This window comes from Nocardia sp. NPDC060259 (genome assembly GCF_042728775.1).
In the GTDB taxonomy this organism is placed as follows: domain Bacteria; phylum Actinomycetota; class Actinomycetes; order Mycobacteriales; family Mycobacteriaceae; genus Nocardia.
The window spans coordinates 1-21,537 of record NZ_JBHXAY010000108.1 but is presented as its reverse complement, the minus strand read 5'-3'; the positions used below and the strand labels follow the sequence as shown (position 1 = coordinate 21,537).

The window sequence follows — 21,537 nt, the reverse complement described above, 5'->3', positions numbered from 1 at the left end:
GCGTTCTTCGTGATGTGCTATACTAATTTTGTCGGGTGTATTGAAGTAAGGTCTTAGTATGCCGTCGGGGTCTAATTACCGCGTTTGCGGAAACGGCCGGGAGTCATGGACTCCCGGCCGTTCGCCTTCGCCGGTCCGTTCACGGCGAGGCGACCGTCGATGGATCGGATTTCGGGTGCTGCCACGGCCACTGCCCGGTCAGTTCGAGCTGCAGCGAATAGCTGAGGAAGGTTCGCACCAGCACGATCATCGCCAGCACGCCGACGCTGGTGAAGCTCGGCGAGATGGCGACCGAGCGGATGATGTCGGCGGCGACCAGGAATTCCAGCCCGAGCAGGATGGCCCGGCCGAGCCCGCGCCGGTAGGTGCTGTACGCGCGGTCGAAGTCCCCGCGACCGGCCAGCTCCCGCACGAATTTGATCGTCCCGACCAGTCCGCCGATGACGATGGCGGCGACACCGGCCACGTCGAGTAGCTTGCCCGCCGATTCGATGACCTCGGTGAACTCCACGAACCGCCCTCCGTCCGCACCACAACACCTCTTAGGAGGCTACGCCGCGCCCACATCGGCAGCGGGCGGACACTCGGTGCGACCGGCGGATCAGCGCGCGCCGCGCAGGCCGGGCGTGACGGCGTCGATCAGCGCGACGGCCTGGTCGATGGGAATGTCGACGACCTGGTAGGCCTTCTTGCCCGCCGCTGTCGCGGCGACCACCGTGGCCAGGCCTGCCCTGCGCTGCCAGTAGGTCCGGCGGATGGTCCAGCCGATGATGCCGGGCGCCTCCAGGCAGTCGCGGTTGCGGTCGAGGCTGCCGCGGCGGGTGATCAGCCAGGTGGGGCCGGTGCTGCCGGGCAGGACACGGTGGCCGAGGTTGCGGTAGCGGTCCTCGGCGAGCACGGCGTTGGTGACGGCGAACACGGCGGGCACCGACCAGATCCAGGCGGGCAGCGGACCGGTGGTGACGGCGAGGACGATCAGCACGGCGACCAGCACGCCGATCGGCCACGCGGCCTTCGTATAGCGGCGGCGACGCGCGGCCGGACCGTGCTTGACCAGGTCGATCGTGCCCAGGGTGGTGCCGGTGATCGGTGGTGGCGCAGCGTGATTCGCATGCTTTGTCAGTGACGTCGGTGTGGCGGGGTGCGCCGATTCGGGCTGTTCCGGCTGCTCACCGCCGTTGTGCCCGCCCGGCTTGCGGCGGGTGCGGAGCAGTTCGTCGAGGGTGCGTTCGACGGCGGCGCGTGGCGCCTGGGGCAGGATCTTCTGGCGCGGATTCTCGCCGGTCATGATCATTTCCAGCTGCGCGGCCTTGGCGGCGCGCAGCAGCAGGGGATCGTTGAGTGTCGCGCCGCGGAAACGTGCCAGGTCGAGGGTGATCTGGCGGGTGGTGAACAGTCCGTGGCGCAGGTGCAGGGTGACGCCGTTGTCGATGACGCGCAGCCCGAACCAGGTGGCGAGGTACTGCGCGCACGCGGCGGCGCTCACCAGGATCACCGAGAGCAAGATCAGTCCGGAGATGACGATCGCCGCGATCGGTGCGCTCTCGTCGTCGATGTGTTGCACGGCGGACGATCTCGACACCACGTCGATGAGCCCGTACTGGGCGCCGATGCCCGCGATCGGCGCGACCACCGCGAGACCGGTCAGCGACAGCGGCGCGTAGCGCACCCACGCTGCCTTCCAGTGCCCGATCTCGATGCCCGCCTCGGCGGCGGTATCCGCAGGTGAGACATGATGCGCCATAGCGGAATCGGTCTGATCCGGCACGTATTGCCCGGTGTGCGCGAGCAGTTCGGCGCGCAGGGCGGGGATGCGGCTGATGTCGAGCGCGTCGAGCTTGAACTCCTCGCCCTTGTCGGTCTGCTTCCCGGTGCCGATGGCCAGCACCGCCAGACCCAGAATCCGGTGCAGCAGATCGGCTTCCACATCCACCGACCGGATCCGCGGCCGCGGCACCGACAGGGTGCGCCGCTGCACGATCCCGCTGCGCAACTGCACGTGATCGGCGTCGATGCGATAGGAGGTGGTGAACCAGCGGGCGACGCCGTATGCGGCGACCAGCGTCACCGGGATCAGCGTCCACAGCGGGTTGCCGCTGGTGGTGCCGACGATGACCGAGCCGAGCAGCACCGGAATGTATTTCATGATCTCGGTGACCGGATACACCAGCAGCATGCGCGGATCGAGCCGCTGCCAGTCGGTGAGCTGCGTCGCGGACTCGGTCACGTCGCGTCCCCGCGATGCTGGGCGGCGATGGCGGCCAGCCGGGCCACGGTCTGCTCGGCCGCGGGCAGATCGAGCGCGCTGATCTTCACCGCGCCCGCCGAGGACGCGGTGGTGACGGTGACGGTGGCCAGCCCCAGCATCCGTTCCAGCGGCCCGCGCTCGGTGTCGACGGTCTGCACCCGCGAGATCGGCGCGACCCGCGACTCCTGATCCAGCCACCCGACCCGCGTGTACACGGCCTCGTCGGTGACCTCCCACCGATGCACCGCGTACCGCCACAGCGGCACGACGACCACCCCGAGCACCGCGAGCGCGATGATCACCAACCCCGCCGCCACCTGCCATCCGCGCCGGTCCGCGTCGAGCAGCACCCACACCGCGAGCGCCACGCACAGGAACCCGATCCCGATCGCGTTCTCCAGCGCCCACAGCAGCTTGGCCTTGGAACTCGGACGCCAGGCCGGTTCGGCCAGAATGGTGGAGCGCGGCAGCGACATGGTGCCATGGTTTCATGCGGGGGCGGTGAGATCACCCCCTCGGGAATATGTGCGGTCGTGCGGAGGGTTGTCGTCCGACGAGGACGACCACCGCGTGCCCGCAGCGGGCCCGTGACCAGCCGACCGCACGTTCGGGAAAGAAGTAGCGCATGATCGACGGGGTGACCGAGCTTCCGAACCCGAGCGTTCCCCTACCGCCGCCTAGTCCCGCCGCGATGCGCCGGGCGCTGCGCCGGGCCCGCGACGGTGTCACCCTGAATGTCGACGAGGCCACCGTCCTGCTGCACGCCACCGGCGACGACCTCGCCGACCTGTGCGCGAGCGCGGTCAGGGTCCGTGATGCCGGCCTGGAATCGGCGGGCCGCCCCCGCACGATCAGCTACTCGCGCAATGTGTTCATCCCGCTCACCAAGCTGTGCCGGGACAAATGTCACTACTGCACGTTCGTCACCGTGCCGGGCAAGCTGCGCGCCGAGGGCCACGGCATGTTCCTCGAGCCCGACGAGGTGCTCGAGATCGCCAGGCAGGGCGCGGCGCTTGGCTGCAAGGAAGCCCTGTTCACCCTGGGTGACCGGCCGGAGGACCGCTGGCCGGAGGCCGCGCAGTGGCTCGACGAACGCGGCTACGACTCCACCCTGGACTACCTGCGCGCCGTCTCCATCCTGGTGCTCGAGGAAACCGGCCTGCTGCCGCATCTGAATCCCGGCGTGATGAGCTGGGCCGAGATCGCCCGGCTCAAGCCGGTCGCGCAGTCGATGGGCATGATGCTCGAGACCACCTCGACGCGGCTGTTCACCGAGAAGGGCCAGTGCCACTACGGCAGTCCCGACAAGGACCCGGCGGTGCGGCTGCGCTCGATCACCGACGCGGGCAGGCTCTCGGTGCCCTACACCACCGGCATCCTGGTCGGCATCGGCGAGACGCTCACCGAGCGCGCCGAGTCGATCATGGCGATCCGCAAGCAGCACCGCGAGTTCGGGCACATCCAGGAAGTGATCGTGCAGAACTTCCGTGCCAAGGACGACACCGCCATGCGCGATGCCCCCGACGCCGATGTGGCCGAGTTCCTGGCGACCGTCGCGGTGACGAGACTGCTTCTCGGGCCGGATGTTCCGGTGCAGGCACCGCCGAACCTGGTCTCGCACAGCGATTGCCGCGCCCTGATCGACGCGGGCATCGACGACTGGGGCGGGGTGTCGCCGGTGACGGTCGACCACGTGAACCCCGAGCGCCCGTGGCCGAACCTGGACACCCTGCGCGAGATCACCGAATCCGCCGGATTCACCCTGGTCGAGCGCACCTCCGCGCATCCGAAGTACGTGCGCGCCGGGCACCCGTGGATCGATCCGCGCATCGGCGCGCACGTCGCCGCGCTCACCGATCCGGCGACCGGCCTGGCCAGGCCCGACGCGCTGCCGGTCGGCCTGCCCTGGCAGGAACCCGACGAATCGTGGGACTCGGCGGGCCGCGTCGACCTCAACACCGCCATCGACACCGAGGGCCGTAATACCGACAGCCGCAGCGATTCCGGGCTCGGCCAGGAGGTCGTCGGCGCGTTCGGCGACTGGGAGACCATCCGCGAACACGCCCGCGACCTGGCCGTCACCGCGCCGGAGCGGCTCGATTCGGATGTGCTCGACGCCCTGCGCGCCGCCGAGAAGGACCCGGCCGGACTCACCGACGACCAGTATCTCGCGCTGGCCACCGCCGACGGTGTGAACATGGATGCCATTGCGGCACTGGCCGATTCACTGCGCCGCACCGTCAACGGCGACGACGTCACCTACGTGGTGAACCGGAACATCAACTTCACCAACATCTGCTACACCGGCTGCCGGTTCTGCGCGTTCGCCCAGCGCAAGGGCGACGCCGACGCCTTCACCCTCAGCACCGACGAGGTCGCCGACCGCGCCTGGGAGGCGCACGTCGACGGCGCCACCGAGATCTGCATGCAGGGCGGCATCGACCCCGAGCTGCCCGTCACCGGCTACGCCGATCTGGTCCGCGCGATCAAGGCCCGCGTCCCCTCGATGCACGTGCACGCGTTCAGCCCGATGGAGATCGTCAACGGCGCCTCCCGCGGCGGCCAGAGCATCCACGACTGGCTCTCGGCGCTGAAAGAGGCAGGGCTGGACTCCATCCCGGGCACCGCGGCCGAGATCCTCGACGACGAGGTCCGCTGGGTCCTCACCAAGGGCAAGCTGCCCACCTCGGCCTGGATCGAGGTGATCACCACCGCGCATCGGCTGGGCATCCCGTCCAGCTCGACGATGATGTACGGCCACGTCGACAACCCCAAGCACTGGGTGGGCCACCTGCGCGTCCTGCGTGGCATCCAGGACGAGACCGGCGGCTTCACCGAATTCGTCCCGCTGCCGTTCGTCCACCAGAGCGCCCCGCTCTACCTGGCGGGCGCGGCCCGCCCCGGCCCGACCAACCGCGACAACCGCGCGGTCCACGCCCTGGCCCGCATCATGCTGCACGGCCGCATCGACAACATCCAGACCAGCTGGGTCAAACTCGGCACCGTCGGCACCCAGATGATGCTCACCGGCGGCGCCAACGACCTCGGCGGCACCCTCATGGAGGAAACCATCTCCCGCATGGCCGGCTCCCAGCACGGCTCGGCCAAAACGGTCGCCGAACTCACCGAGATCGCCGCGGGCATCCACCGGCCCGTGCGCGAACGCACCACCGTCTACGGAACAGTGGAGGCGAAATCTGTGGCTCTGCCGCTGACCGTCAGTTAGCGGCGAAAGATCCGCGCCCGAGGTCAGGATTCGAGGCGGGCTCGGATGGTGTCGAGGCGTTCCTGGAGTTCGTGCTCGTCGATGATGCCGCGTGCCACCAAGGAATGCGCCAGGGCGACGAGCTGGTTCTCGGGGTAGGGCAGGCTGGCATAGAGGGTCGCCGAGAGCGCGTCCTCTTCGTCGCGCCTGCGCTGGAAATCCGGGATGTCGGCGTCGCATCGGGCGTGGTCCATGGCGTCGCAGATTCCGTCGAGGCTGGTCTTCCATGGCGGTACGGGGTTGCCCACACCGTATGCGGCGGCCATTCGCGGCCATATTTGGTTGCGTTCGACGATGGCTTTCAGCGGCTCGATGTCGTGGGGCGTACTCATCGCCCGCTCCCTTGCTCGGTGACCGGGTGGACGGCCGGGCGGGTAGCGGTGATCACGTTCGTGGTGACGCCAGGCTTGGGCAGGGCGACGCCGATCAGACAGTCGCGGGTGAGGATTTCGGTGAGCTGATCTTCGTCCCAGCCGTCGGTGCCGGCGGGGCGCAGGGGCATCACCATGAAGCGGTGCTTCTGGTTCGAGTCCTGCACGCGCACCGCCACGTCCTCGGGCAGGGTGAGCCCGAACTCGGACAGCACCTGGCGTGGCCAGCGGACCATGCGCCGCCGGTAGTTGGGCGTGCGATACCACTCGGGTGAGTTGCCGAGGATCGGTCGCGGATAGCACGAACACAGGGCGCACACGATCACGTTGTGCAAGGTCGGGGTGTCTTCGAGGATCGAGAACGCCGTGAAGTCGCTCGGTGTGCCGAAACCGGTCGGCTCCAGCCAGTCCACGCCGACTTCCTTGCTCGCGGTCATCGGTTCGGCGAGCGCGAGCGCCTTGAAGCCCGGATCGAGCCAGGACTTGGCCACCAGGCGCGCGGCGGGCGTCGGGCCGATCTGTTCGGCGAATTCGGTGAACCGCCGGTGTTCCTCGGCGGTGAAGATTCCCTTTTCGATGCACAGCTCGCGCAGTGCGATCTCCAGCACTTCGAAATCGGTGATCTCGTCGACCATCGGTGCGACGGTACGTTCGTGATCGTGCTCGTGGCCGGTCATGGAGTCCTTTCCGATCAGGTGTCAGTTCGCCGGGGTGAGCCACCGTTCGGGGATCTCGGTGCGCAGTACGTCGGTGCCGATCCCGGTGTAGGCGTCCCACAGTCGCGACAGGGTGAATTCGACGACATAGAACCACTCGGGTTTCGCACCGTGCCGGTCCCACGTCTCGTCCTCGGGGGCCGGGCTTTCGTAGGCGAGCGCGGCGATCTCCCCGACCGCGCCGCGCACGTATTCCGGCGTGCGGGTGTAGAACAGCGCGGGCAGTTCCCGCACGAGCACCTGATCGCCGACCCGGAACCTCGCCTCGCCCGCACGACCCGCGAACACCTGCGGGTCGCCCTTGCCGACCGCGTCGATGTGATGGCTGTTGCGCCTGACCTGCGAGCCGTCACCCGCGAACTTCGGCTCGGCCGTCGGCGTTCTCCCGGCCAGGCCGCCCTCGTAGCGCGCCTTGACCTCGAGCATCCGCTCACTCAGCTCGGTCAGCCCGATGTGCTGCTTCTCGGCCAGCACCCGGGCGACGGCGAGCAACCACCTGCCGTAGTACGGAAGGCCGAGGTACATGGTGCGTCCGAGGTCGACATTGCCGATCCGGCGCCGCTCCTCGGACAGCCAGATCCCCCGCCAGGCCAGCACCTCGCAGATCACATAGGTGTTGTGCTCCCACGTCTCGTACTGCTTGTTCTCGTAGGTGATGGGAGAATCGGGTTCACCGCCCACATCGTGATCGGTCTTGAGGTACGCCCACAGACGTGCGTGGTCGAGAAGGTCCGGAGCAGGCGCATCGGGAAGCTCGGGATAGGAGGATTTGAGCCGGGCAACCAGATCCAGCGCGGCCGCACGATCTTCCGCCGTACTCATGGCGAGTCCCTTCGTCGCACGGAGACAACGAGTTCCTTGCACCAAATCTAGGGCCCCATACGGCGAAGGTAAAGAGTGATCGGCTGATCGGGAGCGCGAGTTAGGGCAGGCTGACCTGGGACTGAGGCATGGTCTCGGGATAGGGTTTCGGGTGGCGGAGTACCACCGCAGGTGAGGACAGACTAGGAGAACGGCAGTGCCGTACATCATCGCTGAACCGTGCGTTGACGTGAAGGACAAGGCGTGCATCGAGGAATGCCCCGTGGATTGCATCTACGAGGGTGGTCGCATGCTGTACATCCAACCCGACGAGTGCGTTGACTGTGGTGCGTGTGAGCCGGTCTGCCCGGTGGAGGCGATCTTCTACGAGGACGACACCCCGGACCAGTGGAGCGGTTACATCAACGCCAACGTCGACTTCTTCGACGAGCTGGGTTCGCCCGGCGGCGCGACCAAGGTGGGGGTAGTCGATTTCGACCCGCCCTTCATCAAGGCGCTGCCCCCCATGGCAGAAGAATGAGGGTCAGCAGTCTGCTGCCCGATTTCCCCTGGGACACGATCGCCGCGGTCAAGGAGAAAGCGGCGGCGCATCCCGGTGGGCTTGTCGACCTTTCTGTCGGCACCCCGGTCGACCCGGTCGATCCGCTGATCCAGGCGGCATTGGACTCGGTCGCCGCGGTGCCCGGCTACCCGACCACGCACGGCACCCCTGAGCTGCGCGCCGCCGCCGTCGCGGCGCTGGCCCGCCGGTTCGGTGTCACCGGCGTCGACGAGGCGGCCGTGCTGCCCGTGATCGGCACCAAGGAACTCATCGCCGGGCTGCCGCGGTTGCTCGGCCTCGGCGCGAACGATCTGGTGGTGATCCCCGAGATCGCCTACCCGACCTACGAGGTCGGCGCGCTGCTGGCGGGCGCGAAGCCGTGGCGCGCGGACGGTCTCACCCAGATCGGCCCGCAGAACCCGGCGCTGATCTTCGTGAACTCGCCGTCGAACCCGACCGGCAAGGTGCTCGGCGTCGAGCACCTGCGCAAGGTGGTCGCGTTCGCTCGCGAGCGCGGCGCGATCGTCGCCTCCGACGAGTGCTACCTGGGTCTGACCTGGGAGGGCGAGGCCCTCTCGATCCTCGACCCGCGCGTCTGCGACGGCGACCACACCGGTCTGCTGGCGATCCACTCGCTGTCGAAGACCTCGAATCTGGCCAGCTACCGCGCCGGATTCGTCGCGGGCGACCCGGAACTGGTCGCCGAACTGCTCGAGGTGCGCAAGCACTCCGGCATGATGCTGCCGTTCCCGATCCAGGCCGCCATGGCCGCCGCGCTGAGCGACGACGAACACGAGGCGAAGCAGCGCGAACGGTACCGCGCGCGCCGCGAAATCCTGCGAAAGGCGTTGCAGGAAGCTGGTTTCCGGATCGATCACTCCGACGCCGGGCTCTACCTGTGGGCTACCCGCCGTGAACCGTGCCGGGTCACCCTGGACTGGCTCGCCGAGCGTGGAATCCTCGCCGCCCCCGGCGATTTCTACGGTCCGCGCTCGCCGGAACACGTGCGCATCGCGCTCACCGCGACCGACGAACGGGTGGCCGCCGCGGCCGAACGACTGGTCTGATCCACCACTTCCGCAAACCCCGGGCACCGATGTGTCCGGGGTTTCGTTTGTTCGAAACGGGTTTGTTTCACTGCAAGTCTCGGTATAACAGGTTCTCATTGCAGTCTCGATGAGGAGCCGCACAGTGCGTGAATTCTTGTATGAAAAGCCAGGTAGTAACCGATACGCGGGCGGTGTTTCTCGCCGCAGGTTTCTAGCTGCAACAGGTTTCACGCTAGGCGCGGCCGCGCTGGCCGGTCGTGCCGTCGCGACCGCCGCCCCCGCGGCCGACGGCGACAAGGTGCCCGCCCTGGTGATCGGCAGCGGCTACGGCGGTTCGGTCGCGGCGCTGCGCTTGGCCCAGGCCGGGATCGACGTGCTGGTCGCCGAGATGGGGATGTCCTGGACCAAGCCGGGGCCCGACGGCGACATCTTCTGTCCGGTACTGAAACCCGACGGCCGGTCCTACTGGCTGCGCGAGACCACCGATCAGCCGGTCGGCTACTTCCTGGGTGGTTCCTACAACAAGGACATCGACCGCTACACCGGTGTCCTCGACTCCGAGGGCTTCGGCGGCATCCGCGTCTACCAGGGCCGTGGCGTCGGCGGCGGGTCGCTGGTCAACGGCGGCATGGCGGTGACGCCCAAGCGGGAGAACTTCGCCGCGATCCTGCCCTCGGTGAACGCCGACGAGATGTATGCCACCTACTACCCGCGCGCCAACAGCGCGCTCGGGGTGAACACCATCGACAAGAACTGGTTCGAGTCGGCCGAGTGCTACCAGTTCGCGCGGGTGGGCCGCAAGCATGCCGAAAGATCCGGGTTCGGCTGGACTTTCGTGCCCAACGTCTACGACTTCGAGTACATGAAGAAGGAACAGGCGAACACGGTGCGCCGGTCCGCGCTGGCCGGTGAGGTGATCTACGGCAACAACGCGGGTAAGCGCTCGCTGGACAAGACCTACCTGGCGGCGGCCACCGGCACCGGCAAGGTGACGATCGCCGCCCAGCACATGGTCACCTCGGTCACGCCGAGCGGCAGCGGCTACGAGGTGGAGATGGCCCAGATCGACACCCAGGGCCGCACCACCGCCACCAAAAAGGTTGTCGCGGACCGGGTCTTCTTCGCGGCGGGCAGCGTGGGCACCAGCAAGCTGCTCGTCGCCATGAAAGCCAAAGGGCAGCTGCGTAATCTGTCCGACGCGGTCGGCCAGAAATGGGGCAACAACGGCAATGTCATGGTCGGTCGCGCCAACCACATGTGGGACGCCACCGGCAGCCTGCAGTCGGCCATGCCGTGCCTCGGCATCGACAACTGGGCCGACGCGGGCGGTCCGGCCTTCGCCGAGGTCGCGCCGTTCCCGTCCGGCATCGAGACGTATGTGAGCCTGTACCTGGCGATCACGAAGAACCCGAACCGGGGGAAGTTCACCTTCAACTCCGGCACCGGCAAGGTGGACCTGAACTGGCAGACCGCCTGGGCCCAGTCCTCGATCGACGCGGCCAAGCGGATCTTCGACAAGATCAACAAGAAGGAAGGCACGATCTACCGCACTGACCTGTTCGGCGTCTACAAGACCTGGGGTGACGACTTCACCTATCACCCGCTCGGCGGCTGCGTGATCGACGAGGCCACCGACAACTACGGCCGCCTGCACGGCTACCAGGGTCTCTACGTCATCGACGGCGCGCTGATCCCCGGCAACACCAGCGTGAATCCGTTCGTCACCATCACCGCGCTGGCCGAACGCAATATCGAACGCATCATCGCCGACGATCTGGGCTGATCTCGCGTTCCGGCTGCCGGATCGGCTATGGTCCGGCAGTCGGAGCGTTGAGATCGGAAGGCTCGTCACGGATGCACGGGGTGGAATTCGGCGCGGGCACGGTGTTCGCCGGATATCGGATCGAACGGCTGCTCGGCAGGGGTGGGATGGGCACCGTCTACCTGGCGGCGCATCCGCGGCTGCCGCGGCAGGTGGCGCTGAAACTGCTGAATCGCGAACTGTATTCGGACCCGGAGGTACGCGGGCGGTTCGAGCGCGAGGCCGATGTGTCGGCGCATCTCGATCATCCCGGCATCGTGTCGGTCCTCGATCGCGGCGTCGAGGACGGGCTGATGTGGATCTCCATGCAGTACGTCGACGGCACCGACGCGTCGGTGTTCCGCGGCACGCCACTGGATCCCACCCGCGCGATCGACATCGTCGCCCAGACCGCCGAGGCGCTGGACTACGCCCACGAACGCGGCGTCCTGCACCGGGATGTGAAGCCCGCCAACATCTTGCTCGCTGCCGCCCGCACCGGTGACCGCGTCCTGCTCACCGACTTCGGCATCGCCCGCCTGCGCGGCGACGCCCGCCAGCTCACCCGCACCGGCGCCTTCCTGGCGACCCTCGCCTACGCCTCCCCGGAACAGCTCTCCGGCGCCCCGGTCGACCACCGCGCCGACCAGTACTCCCTAGGCTGTACCCTGTTCACCCTGCTCACGGGTGAAAGCCCGTTCCTCGCAGACAATCCCGGCGCGGTGGTCGCCGCCCACCTGAGCAAGCCGGTGCCGCGCGCGTCCGCGACAGTTCCCGCTCTGCCCGCGGGCATCGACGCGGTGATCGCCCGCGCCATGGCGAAGGATCCGGCCGAAAGATTCGCCAGCTGTGCGGAGTTCGCGGAGGCGGCCATCAGTGCGGTGCGGCCTGCCGTGGACATACCCGCGCCGCACGCCGTGCTGAATGCCCAGGCACCACCCGCCCCCGCGCCGAATGCTCAGGCGCCGGACTTCTCGGCACCGAGTGCTCGAGGACCAAACGCGCAGGGAGTGAACGCTCCGGCGCAGAACGCATCGCGGCGGAACACACAGGCGTCGAACCCATCGGTACCGCATACACAGGCTGCGCACGGGCAAGCGCAACACGGATCCGCGCCGCAGTGGCCGGTGGCGCCGTCGAATTCGAGCCCGACCATGGCAACGCTTGTCGCGCCCCCTGATTCGGCCCCGCAACTGCCGCTCGCCGGCGGTCCCGGCTGGAGTGAGCACGCGGGCAGCGTGGCGCAGCGCGGCTACGGCCCGCACCTCGGCGCGACCCCTCCGCCGCGCAAGGCGGTGTCGTCGCGATGGCGGGCACTCGCGGTGACCCTGCTCGTACTCGCCATGGTCGCCGGTGTCGGCATCGTCGGTGTCGGCGCGATCTACTGGAAGTTCGTGCGGCCCGGGCGCCAGGCGCCCACCATGCAGTGGGGACAGCATCACTCCATCGCGAACGCGTTCCCGAAGATGATCCCGGCCGACCCGCACGCCACCGGCTGGCGCGATGCACGGTGTTCGGGGGCCGGCACGGTGGTCGCATTGGCAGGTGATCCGGTGCCGGTCGGGCAGATCGTCTGCACCCAGCCTGACGGCGTCACCGTCTGGTACACCAAATACAACTCGCGCGAAGAAGTCAGTGCGTACCTGGCCGCGCACGCCAACCGTGTCGGCGAGCGTGACTACTCCCAGATGGGCAACCTGCTGCTGTTCCGGCCGACCGATCCGGCGGCACCGTTCGCGCTGGCCACCCACGGCTGGATCAACCCGTCCACCGACTCGGTCTTGGTCGAGGTGGCCTGGCCGGGTCATGGCTTCGACGAGCTACGTGCCCAGTGGTGGGAGCAGGCACCGTTGTGACCGGCGACGTGCAGCCAGTTCTGCGCCGCGGTCCCGCGAAGGCACTCTGCTGAACTGTGCCGTCGGAGCCACTCGCCGAGCAACACACTGATCCGGGCGATCATGACGCAACGGCGATAGCCTCGGGGTATGGACGCTGTCACGGTGGTTCCGGTGCCCGCGAACGAGCCCGCGCAGTCGTATGCGCCGGGGACGGCGGGGCGGGACCGGCTGCGGGCGCGGTTGGGGGAGATCGCGGGGGAGTGTGTGGATGTGCCGCTGGTGATCGGCGGGCAGAAGCGGAGCGGGGAGGGGGAGCGGCACGGGATCGTGGCGCCGCATCGGCGGTCGCTGGTGCTCGGCACCTATACCGATGCCACGCATGAGGAGGCCAGCGACGCGATCGAGGCGGCCATCGCCGCGGGGCCGCAGTGGCGGGAGCTGTCCTTCGACGCGCGGGCCGCGGTTTTCCTGCGGGCCGCTGACCTGATGGCGGGGCCGTGGCGGGAGACCGTCGCCGCGGCGACCATGCTCGGGCAGTCGAAGTCGGCGGTGCAGGCCGAGATCGACGCGCCGTGCGAACTGGTCGATTTCTGGCGGTTCAATGTCGCCTACGGCAGGCAGCTGCTCGAGTGGCAGCCGCAGTCGAGTCCCGGTGTCTGGAACCGGATGGACCACCGGCCGCTGGAGGGTTTCGTCTACGCGATCACCCCGTTCAACTTCAGTGCCATCGCGGGCAATCTGCCCACCGCGCCCGCGCTGATGGGCAATACGGTGATCTGGAAACCGTCCTCCGCGCAGACACTCGCGGCGTGGGTCACGATGCGGATCCTGCTGGCCGCTGGGCTGCCGCCCGGCGTGATCAACCTGATCACCGGCCACGGCCGGAATCTCTCGGAGGTCGCGCTGGCCGATTCGCGCTTGGCCGGTATCCACTTCACCGGGTCGACCAAGACCTTCCAGCACCTCTGGCACCAGGTCGGCGAGAATATCGGTGGCTACGACGCCTATCCGCGGCTGGTCGGCGAGACAGGCGGTAAGGATTTCATCCTCGCCCATCCCTCGGCCGATCCGGATGCCTTGTCCACCGCCATGATTCGCGGCGCCTTCGAGTATCAGGGCCAGAAGTGCTCGGCCGCCTCCCGCGCCTATGTACCGCGGTCGCTGTGGCGGACGATGGGCGAGAAGTTCCTGGCCGCGGTCGAGGAGATCAGCTACGGCGATGTCGCCGATCTCGCGAATTTCGGTGGGGCGGTGATCGATCAGCGCGCCTACGACAAGGGGGTCACCGCGATCGAGCGGGCCAGGGACGCGGGCATCACCATCGCGGCGGGTGGAACCTACGACGACAGCGTCGGCTGGTTCATCCGCCCGACCGTCCTGATCGCCGACGACCCGCGCGACGAGGCCTTCAGCACCGAGTACTTCGCGCCCATCCTGCCGGTGTACGTCTACGACGACGACGCACCCGACGCCTTCGATGTGATTCTCGCCGAGGTGGATTCGACGTCACCGTACGCGCTCACCGGCGCCGTCTTCGCCCAGGACCGCGCGGTGATCGAGAAGGCGAGCGCCGCACTGCGTTTCGCGGCGGGCAATTTCTACATCAACGACAAGCCGACGGGCGCGGTGGTCGGTCAGCAGCCCTTCGGCGGCGCCAGGTCCTCCGGCACCGACGACAAGGCGGGATCCCCGCTGAACCTGCTGCGCTGGGTCGCCCCGCGGGTGATCAAGGAAACCTTCGTCCCGCCGACCGGCCACCGCTACCCGCACATGGGCTAGTGCGGGCCGACCACCAGGCGCACGATCAGCGCGGGCAGTGCGTCGAGCACATCCGCGGACTGGTCTGCCGGGGTGCCGTAGGTGTGCGCGGCCACCGAGAAGCCGGTCCCGAAGGACGCGGACGCGACCTCGGGGGCGCCCACATCCGACCAGCCCCACTTGCTGCCCTGCACGCCGGGCAGCTGGGCGGTGCCCCAGTTCTGGGGTGTGCCGTCGGCGGCGGTATTGCTCGCGCCCGCCATCCACTCGAAGATCGGCGAGCCGGGGTCGGTGCGCTGCTTGGCGACCAGGAAATCGGTGATATCGGCGGTGCTGGTGCTCGACCGGCCCCAGTCGGCGGTGCCGTGGGTCTGGCGCAATCCGTATTCGCCCGCGGTCGCCTCGATGGCCTGCGGATACTTGGCGGCCAGCTGGGTGGCGGCGCCGTCGTCGGAGTCGCGGATCATCCGTTCCGACAGCGCCCGGTCCTCCGGCGAGCCGTCTCCGTGGCGCAGCGCGTAGTCGACGATGTAGAGCTTGGACATCGACAGCGCCGAGCGCGATTCGTGCTCATTGGCTGTGCCCCAGCCGAATCCGCCGGGTGTGCGCAGCGAGATGGCGGTTCGCGGCGGCACCGTGGTCGGGTCCTCGTCGGCGTTGGCGGCGGGCGCGGCGATCGCGAGACCGACGGCGACCGCCGCCACGCACCCTGTCAGTGTTCGAATACTCACGAGCGTTCCTCCGGTTCTGCGACGTCGGCGATCAGATTGTCGGGAATGAAACCCGAAAGTCGCAGGTCAGCGGGGGAGGCGCGCGGGAGTGCCGATCAGATCAGCGGCTTGCCCCTGCGGTTGCGGCGGCGCATGTCGGCCAGGGTCGCGTTGAACGGGAAATTGCGGACCAGCCGCGGCATCCGGCCCCACACCACGCCGCTGGCGCGCATCAGCCGGTTCAGCGCGCGCTCGTCACGCTCGGTCCAGGTGAGGCCGAGTTCGTCGCGGATGTGCCGGGGGAGCAGACCGGTGGTGAACCAGCGGTGGAACCGGGCGAACGGCAGCCGCAACGGCGGGCTGACCATCTTCAGGTCGAGCAGGGCGTCGAAGTAGGCCTTGATGGTGGGGTCGACGCTGGTCAGCGGCAGATTCGCGGCCCAGTAGGCGTCGAACGCGGCGCGGTCGGCAGGCCACATCGCCTTCGGCACCTGCAGGGTGGTGCCGAGGTGGTGGGCGTACTCGTAGAAGGTGTCGGCGATGTCGTCGTCGATAGAGCCGTAGACGCGGTTCATCACGTCGACCGAGCCCCAGTACAGGCAGGCGGCCACCCACAGTTGCAGGTTCTTGTCGAAGGCGTTGTACTTCACCGGGCTCGCGGCGGTGGAGTGGACGTGCTTGTGCGCGCCGTTGATCGCGGTGCGGTAGGCGGCGCGATCGGCGTCGGTGCCCATCAGCGCCACCGACAGGTAGGTGAGGGTGGTGCGTGTTCGCTTCACCGGATGCTTCATGATGCTGCCGCTGTGTACTCGCGATTCCGCGACACCGTAGCCGACGGGTGCCAGACTGAGCTGCATGATCACATTGGCGGTCGCGCCCCAGAAGGCGGCCGAACCGTCGACGTAGTCCCGGATGTCGAATTCCGCCGGTTCGGTCCGACCCGAACGTGCGCGAGCAAGGATGGTCATCGTTGACCCCTTCATCGGTGAGAGAACTATATGGAGAATGTCTCATCATGTCGTCGGGGAGTCAACGGACGGCGGCGCGGAGCGCCGAAACATCGTCGCGTTAGCGTGGACGGATGCCCTACGGTCCGCCGCTGCTGCTCGCCTCGCTGAATCCGAACGCCATCGCCGCCGGGGCCGATATTCCCGACGCCGTCACCATCGATGATGCCACTCTGTCGCGCTCCGACCTGCTGGGTGCGGCGACCTCGGTCGCCGAGCGCATCGCCCGCGCCGACCGGGTCGCGGTGCTGGCCGAGCCGACCGTGCGCACGGTGCTCGCGGTGGTCGGCTGCCTGATCGCCGGGGTGACCGTGGTGCCGGTGCCGCCGGACTCCGGCGCGGCCGAACTCGAGCACATCCTGCGTGATTCCGGTGCGCAGGCCTGGCTCGGCGCCGCGCCGGAGGGAACCGCGCTGCCGGTGGTGCCGGTGCGCCTGCACGCCCGCTCCTGGCACACCTATCCCGAACCGGATCCCGCGTCGACGGCCTTCATCCTCTATACCTCGGGCACCACCGGGTCGCCCAAGGGTGTGATGCTGAGCCGCGGGGCGATCGCCGCCGGGCTCGACGCCCTCGCCGAGGCGTGGGACTGGACCTGGAAAGACACACTGGTGCACGGACTTCCGCTGTTCCATGTGCACGGGCTGATTCTCGGCCTGCTCGGCCCGCTGCGGGTCGGCAGTCCGGTGGTCCACACCGGCAAGCCCGCACCGGAGGCGTATGCCGCGGCGGGCGGCAGCCTGTACTTCGGGGTGCCGACGGTGTGGTCGCGGATCGTCGAACAGCCCGAGCTGGCACGGCAATTGGGCAAGGCGCGGCTGCTGGTGTCGGGCAGCGCGCCACTGCCGGTTCCGGTATTCGAGAAGCTGGCCGAGCTCACCGGGCAGCCGCCGGTGGAGCGCTACGGCATGAGCGAAACCATGATCACGCTGTCGACCCGCGCCGACGGGGAGCGCAGGCCCGGCTGGGTCGGCACCCCCGTCCGCGGCGTGGAGACCCGGCTGCGCGACGAGTCCGGCGCGCCCGTCCCGCACGACGGGGAGAGCATCGGCGCGCTGCAGGTGCGCGGGCCGATGCTGTTCGACGGATATCTCAATCGGCCCGAGGCCACCGCGGCGGACTGGACCGAGGACGGCTGGTTCCGCACCGGTGACGTCGCCGTCATCGATGCCGACGGCTTCCATCGCATCGTCGGGCGCGAGTCCATCGACCTCATCAAATCCGGTGGCTACCGCATCGGCGCCGGCGAGATCGAGACCGCCCTGCTCGGCCATCCCGCGGTGGCCGAGGTCGCCGTGGTCGGCCTGCCCGACGACGACCTGGGCCAGCGCATCGTCGCGTTCGTCGTGCCGCGCGACGGCGGTTCCGCCGAGCTCGGGGCCGAGCTGATCGCCCATGTCGGCGCGCAGGTTTCGGCGCACAAGCGGCCGCGCGAGGTCCGTTTCGTCGACGCGCTGCCCCGCAACGCCATGGGCAAGGTGCAGAAGAAACTACTGGGCTGACGCGCGCGTCACCGAGCCCGCTTCTCGCTGCCCCTGGCGCTCAGCGCGCGGATCGGCCCGATGAGGCGATGGTAGATCGGCCGCACCACCCGGGCGGGCAGGTAGCGGTGCCGCTCCTCCTCCCAGACCCGCGCCCTGCGGTGCGCGGCGAGGGGCGACCATTTGTCGGGGTCTGCGGGCGGCGCGGTGTGGAATTCGATGCGGCACAGATGCTTCGTGTTGACGAAGCCGTACTGGCGGGGACTCACCAACCGCATCGGGGCGCCGTGGTCGCTGTTCAGCGGCTGTCCGTCGAGCCGGTCGGCGATGAGCACGTCGTCGGCCATGGCGTCCTCGAACAGGGCGACCGACTGGTAGCCGTCGAGACCCGTCGAAGACGACGTGGCTGATCGTCGCGCCCGGCCGCAGAGCTGGTTCGACCCGCAGGTGGTAGAAGGTCTTGAACGGGGTGCCCTCCCACACCAGGTCGGTGGCGGACCAGCCTGCGACACAGTGGAAGTCGGCTTCCATGGTCTGTCGCGGCAGCTGTGCGAGGTCGGTCTCGGACAGGGTGATCGGCGCCGTCACCGCGCCGTCGATCTCGATCACCGGGTGTTCGGGAACCGGCGGCGGCGGGTGATGGAGGTGGGTGCCGAAGCGGGGGAAGCCTTCGACGGCGCGCTGGCCGGGTGGGAGTGGCATCGTTCCTCCAGATATACGGTTCCGTATAGGAGTCGAGCGTACTGCGCGGGGCGGGCGGAGTCGAGTATCGGCTGGGTCACTCCGGGATGCGCACGGTCCTGAGCTTGTCGGGGTTGCGCACGCAGTACACCGCCGTGACGAGGCCGTCGGTGACCTCGATGGAGGTCACCTGGTCGAGCACGCCGTCGAGGGTCGCGGCGACCGTGGGCATCGCGTTGTAGACGCCGAAGTGCACGCCCAGTTCGCCGAGCCGTTGGCCCTTCTGGAACAGGCCGATGACCAGCCGCGCCACCTTGTCCGGCCCGAACACCGGCCTGCGCACCGCGCTGACCACGCCGCCGCCGTCGCCGATGAAGACCACGTCGGGGGCGAGCACGTCCATCAGCGCCTGCACATCGCCGGTGGCCGCCGCGATCGAGAAGCGCTCGGCCACCGACTGCGCCTCGGCCGGTGTCGCGATCGCGGTGTGGCGCTTCTCGTGCACGCGATCGCGGGCGCGCTGATTCAGTTGCCGCACCGCCGCTTCGGACTTGCCGACGGCCGTCGCGATCTCGGCATAGCTGAACGCGAAGACCTCGCGGAGCACGAACACCGCCCGCTGCACCGGGGTCAGGGTCTCCAGCACGAGCAGCATCGCGGTGGTCACCGCCTCGCCGGTCAGCACGTGCTCGACCCCGCCCTCGGACGCCGCCGCAAGGGGCTCGGGCAGCCACGGCCCGATGTACTCCTCGCGCCTGCGCGCGGCCGAGCGCAGGACGCCGAGCGCCTGCCTGGTGATGATCTGGGCCAGGTAGGCGCGCGGGTTCTCGACGGGAGCCAGATCGACGTCGACCCACCGCAGATAGCTGTCGTGCAGCACGTCCTCGGCGTCGACGACCGAACCGAGGATCTCGTAGGCGATGGAGAACAGCAGCCGCCGGTTCTCGGCGAAGGTCTGCTCGTGCGCGGTGGTCATTGCTTCGGGCCGCTCAACCACACGCTGTTGCCGGTGCGTGCGGTCCACGCGGCGTACCGGACGATGCGTTCCTTGGTGAACGCGGCGCCGCGGCCCGCGAACGACACCGGCAGCGGGCTGTCGTCGCGGCGCGAGGACTGGACGACGGCGTCGCGCCTGCCGATGCTCAGCGCCTGGCCGCCGTATCCCATCGAATAGGCCCGTGGCTCACGTCCTTCGATCATCCGGACCAGCGTATCCACCGCGTGCGCGCCCTGCGGTGCCGCCGTCGCGCAGGCCATCCGCGCGCCCGGCACGGCGGCGCAATCGCCGATGACGAAGACGCGCGGGTCGGTCACGCTGCGCAGATACGGGTCGACCAGCGCCCTGCCGTCGGCGTCCACCGCGAGTCCGCTGCGGGCGGCCAGGTCGGGCACTCCGGACACCACCGCCCACAGCGTCAGGTCCGACTCGAGTGCGCCGCCCGAGCGCAGCCACACCGTTGCGTTGTCGCTGCGCTCGACCGCGTCGATGACGATCTCCACGCCCAGCCTGCCCAATCCGCGCCGCACGCGCCGCTGTCCGCCCGCCGACAGGCTCGGGCCGATCTCGGCCCCCACCAACCGAACTCGCAGGTCCGGCCTGGCCTCCGCGATCTCCGCCACGGTCTCGATGCCGGTCAGTCCGCCCCCGATCACGGTGACGGTCCGGTCCGCGGGCAGTGCGGCCAAGGCCGTGCGCGCCTGCTCGGCGCCCTCCCACGTGCCGACCGGGATCGCGCCTGGCAGCGGCGTCGCCGTGCTGCCGACCGCGACGAACAGGTAATCGAAGTCGAGCGCGGTGCCGTCGTCGAGGGTCACGGTGCCGTCGCCGATCTTGTCCGCGCCCGCCACGCGGGTCGCGATGGCGGGGGCGAGCATGTCGGCGAGTGGGGACGCGGCCGTTCCGGTTCCGGCCAGTTGCTCGTGCAGCCGGACCCGTTCGACGAAATCGGGCCGTGGGTTGACCACGGTGATCCTGGCCTCCGGCACCTTTTTCGCCAGCCGGTTCGCCGCCACGGTTCCCGCGTATCCTGCGCCGATCACCACGATGTCCATCGTCTGCCTCCTGCTGGGAAAATCTGGGTCGACCATGGGATGCGGGAGAGCGCGGGTTTGTGATGGTGATCTGGGTCACTCACCATCGGTGCTGGTGAGGGGCTTGCCTGGCAGGCGGGTCAGGCGCAGGCGCGAACGACAGCGGCCCCGCACTCGGGTGAGTGCGGGGCCGCCGGGGAACGAATTCTCAGTCGTTGGCGTGCAGTGCGGCGTTGAGCTCGATGCCGGTGCCCTTGCGGGGGACGACCTCGACCGCGCCGGTGGTGGAGTTGCGGCGGAACAGCAGGTTGTTCTGGCCGGCCAGGGTCGCGGCCTTGACCACGGTGCCGTCGGGCCCGGTGACCTTGGTGCCCGCGGTCAGGTACAGCCCGGCCTCGAGGACGCAGTCGTTGCCGAGCGGGATGCCGAGGCCCGCGTTCGCGCCGAGCAGCGAGCGCTCACCGACCGAGATCACGGTGGTGCCGCCGCCGGACAGGGTGCCCATGGTGGACGCGCCGCCGCCGATATCGGAGCCGTCACCGACAACGACGCCCGCCGAGATGCGGCCCTCGACCATCGAGTTGCCCAGGGTGCCCGCGTTGAAGTTGACGAAGCCCTCGTGCATGACGGTGGTGCCCGAGGCCAGGTGCGCGCCGAGGCGGACCCGGTCGGCGTCGCCGATGCGCACGCCCGACGGCACGACGTAGTCGACCATCCGGGGGAACTTGTCGATGCTGAGCACGGTGACCGGCCCGCGGGCGCGCAGCTTGAGCCTGGTCTGCTCGAAGCCGTCCACCGCGCACGGGCCGTGGTTGGTCCACACGACATTGCTGAGCAGGCCGAACTGACCGTCGAGGTTCACGCCGTGCGGTCGCACGAGACGGTGCGAGAGCAGGTGCAGGCGCAGGTAGACGTCGTGCGCGTCGACCGGGGCCGCCGACAGGTCGGCGATCGTGGTGCGCACCGCGATCACCTCGACGCCGCGCGCCGCGTCGACGCCGAGCAGCTCGGCGAACTCGGGCACCTCGGTCGCGTCCACGCGCTTGGAGCCGGTCTCGGTGAATGCGCCCAGCTCGGGGCTGGGGTACCAGGTGTCGAGGACGGTGCCGTCCGAGGTGACGTTCGCGATGCCGACTGCAGTTGCTCCCTGAATACTCACGGTGCTCATTTTGCCGGGTCCGCGGACAATTGTGTCGGCCACCCCCGACGCACACGGGC

The 21,537-nt window shown here is 68.9% G+C and carries 19 protein-coding genes and 1 pseudogene; 7 read left to right on the top strand and 13 right to left on the bottom strand.

The window, feature by feature from the left end; genetic code table 11:
* Positions 1-139 precede the first annotated feature (139 nt).
* The 3 genes from ACFWF2_RS28140 to ACFWF2_RS28130 all read right to left on the bottom strand — a co-directional run bounded on the left by ACFWF2_RS28140 (position 140) and on the right by ACFWF2_RS28130 (position 2,724).
* A complete protein-coding gene (locus ACFWF2_RS28140; protein WP_379310462.1) occupies positions 140-511 on the bottom strand; it encodes a DUF1622 domain-containing protein in 372 nt (123 codons plus the stop codon).
* Between the two features lie 90 nt (positions 512-601).
* Complete coding sequence (locus ACFWF2_RS28135; protein WP_379310463.1) at positions 602-2,176, bottom strand: PH domain-containing protein; 1,575 nt, start codon at positions 2,174-2,176, stop codon at positions 602-604.
* A gap of 47 nt (positions 2,177-2,223) precedes the next feature.
* Entirely contained in the window at positions 2,224-2,724 is a 501-nt protein-coding gene (locus tag ACFWF2_RS28130; RefSeq protein ID WP_379310461.1) for a PH domain-containing protein, read from the bottom strand.
* 149 nt (positions 2,725-2,873) lie between these two features.
* Here ACFWF2_RS28130 and ACFWF2_RS28125 point away from each other — a divergent pair, with 149 nt between their 5' ends.
* Positions 2,874-5,474, top strand: coding sequence for a bifunctional FO biosynthesis protein CofGH (locus ACFWF2_RS28125; protein WP_379310460.1), 2,601 nt, complete (start codon positions 2,874-2,876; stop codon positions 5,472-5,474).
* A gap of 23 nt (positions 5,475-5,497) precedes the next feature.
* Here ACFWF2_RS28125 and ACFWF2_RS28120 read toward each other — a convergent pair whose 3' ends face one another.
* Genes ACFWF2_RS28120 through ACFWF2_RS28110 form a run of 3 tightly spaced genes read right to left on the bottom strand, consistent with a single transcriptional unit; the run spans position 5,498 to position 7,422 of the window.
* Positions 5,498-5,845 carry a thiocyanate hydrolase gene (locus ACFWF2_RS28120; protein WP_379310458.1) on the bottom strand — a complete coding sequence of 116 codons (348 nt, stop codon included), beginning with the start codon at positions 5,843-5,845 and terminating at the stop codon, positions 5,498-5,500.
* On the bottom strand, positions 5,842-6,561 hold the full coding sequence (gene scnC / locus ACFWF2_RS28115) for a thiocyanate hydrolase subunit gamma (protein ID WP_379310457.1): 720 nt from the start codon (positions 6,559-6,561) through the stop codon (positions 5,842-5,844). The genes ACFWF2_RS28120 and scnC overlap by 4 nt, the downstream gene beginning before the upstream one ends.
* Positions 6,562-6,582: 21 nt before the next feature.
* A complete protein-coding gene (locus tag ACFWF2_RS28110; protein WP_379310456.1) occupies positions 6,583-7,422 on the bottom strand; it encodes an SH3-like domain-containing protein in 840 nt (279 codons plus the stop codon).
* A gap of 196 nt (positions 7,423-7,618) precedes the next feature.
* On the opposite strand from ACFWF2_RS28110, the gene fdxA reads away from it, so the two are divergent.
* The 5 genes from fdxA to pruA all read left to right on the top strand — a co-directional run bounded on the left by fdxA (position 7,619) and on the right by pruA (position 14,430).
* Positions 7,619-7,942, top strand: a complete 324-nt coding sequence (gene fdxA / locus ACFWF2_RS28105) for a ferredoxin (RefSeq protein ID WP_379028119.1) — start codon at positions 7,619-7,621, stop codon at positions 7,940-7,942.
* Complete coding sequence (gene dapC, locus ACFWF2_RS28100; RefSeq protein WP_379310455.1) at positions 7,939-9,030, top strand: succinyldiaminopimelate transaminase; 1,092 nt, start codon at positions 7,939-7,941, stop codon at positions 9,028-9,030. The genes fdxA and dapC overlap by 4 nt, the downstream gene beginning before the upstream one ends.
* Before the next feature lie 124 nt (positions 9,031-9,154).
* Entirely contained in the window at positions 9,155-10,795 is a 1,641-nt protein-coding gene (locus ACFWF2_RS28095; RefSeq protein ID WP_379310454.1) for a GMC oxidoreductase, read from the top strand.
* 71 nt (positions 10,796-10,866) lie between these two features.
* Positions 10,867-12,669, top strand: a complete 1,803-nt coding sequence (locus ACFWF2_RS28090; protein WP_379310453.1) for a protein kinase — start codon at positions 10,867-10,869, stop codon at positions 12,667-12,669.
* A gap of 129 nt (positions 12,670-12,798) precedes the next feature.
* On the top strand, positions 12,799-14,430 hold the full coding sequence (pruA, locus tag ACFWF2_RS28085) for an L-glutamate gamma-semialdehyde dehydrogenase (protein WP_379310452.1): 1,632 nt from the start codon (positions 12,799-12,801) through the stop codon (positions 14,428-14,430).
* Here pruA and ACFWF2_RS28080 read toward each other — a convergent pair.
* Entirely contained in the window at positions 14,427-15,140 is a 714-nt protein-coding gene (locus tag ACFWF2_RS28080; protein ID WP_379310451.1) for a hypothetical protein, read from the bottom strand. The two genes, pruA and ACFWF2_RS28080, sit on opposite strands and share 4 nt — an antisense overlap.
* A gap of 95 nt (positions 15,141-15,235) precedes the next feature.
* Positions 15,236-16,087, bottom strand: a complete 852-nt coding sequence (locus tag ACFWF2_RS28075; RefSeq protein WP_379310450.1) for an oxygenase MpaB family protein — start codon at positions 16,085-16,087, stop codon at positions 15,236-15,238.
* A 113-nt stretch (positions 16,088-16,200) separates the two neighbouring features.
* Between ACFWF2_RS28075 and ACFWF2_RS28070 the strand changes: the two genes are divergently transcribed.
* Entirely contained in the window at positions 16,201-17,628 is a 1,428-nt protein-coding gene (locus tag ACFWF2_RS28070; RefSeq protein ID WP_379310449.1) for an acyl-CoA synthetase, read from the top strand.
* Between the two features lie 8 nt (positions 17,629-17,636).
* Here the strand turns inward: ACFWF2_RS28070 and ACFWF2_RS28065 are convergent, their stop codons facing one another.
* The 5 genes and pseudogenes from ACFWF2_RS28065 to dapD all read right to left on the bottom strand — a co-directional run bounded on the left by ACFWF2_RS28065 (position 17,637) and on the right by dapD (position 21,478).
* Positions 17,637-17,954 carry a molybdopterin-dependent oxidoreductase gene (locus ACFWF2_RS28065; protein WP_379310448.1) on the bottom strand — a complete coding sequence of 106 codons (318 nt, stop codon included), beginning with the start codon at positions 17,952-17,954 and terminating at the stop codon, positions 17,637-17,639.
* Positions 17,955-18,060: 106 nt separating this feature from the next.
* Positions 18,061-18,309 (bottom strand): annotated as a pseudogene (locus tag ACFWF2_RS28060) (molybdopterin-dependent oxidoreductase); the annotation flags it as partial.
* A gap of 76 nt (positions 18,310-18,385) precedes the next feature.
* Entirely contained in the window at positions 18,386-19,264 is an 879-nt protein-coding gene (locus ACFWF2_RS28055) for an RNA polymerase sigma-70 factor (protein ID WP_379310447.1), read from the bottom strand.
* Positions 19,261-20,340: an NAD(P)/FAD-dependent oxidoreductase gene (locus tag ACFWF2_RS28050; RefSeq protein WP_379310446.1), complete on the bottom strand. Its 1,080-nt coding sequence runs from the start codon at positions 20,338-20,340 to the stop codon at positions 19,261-19,263. The genes ACFWF2_RS28055 and ACFWF2_RS28050 overlap by 4 nt, the downstream gene beginning before the upstream one ends.
* Positions 20,341-20,527: 187 nt before the next feature.
* Entirely contained in the window at positions 20,528-21,478 is a 951-nt protein-coding gene (dapD, locus tag ACFWF2_RS28045) for a 2,3,4,5-tetrahydropyridine-2,6-dicarboxylate N-succinyltransferase (protein ID WP_379310445.1), read from the bottom strand.
* Positions 21,479-21,537: the final 59 nt, after the last annotated feature.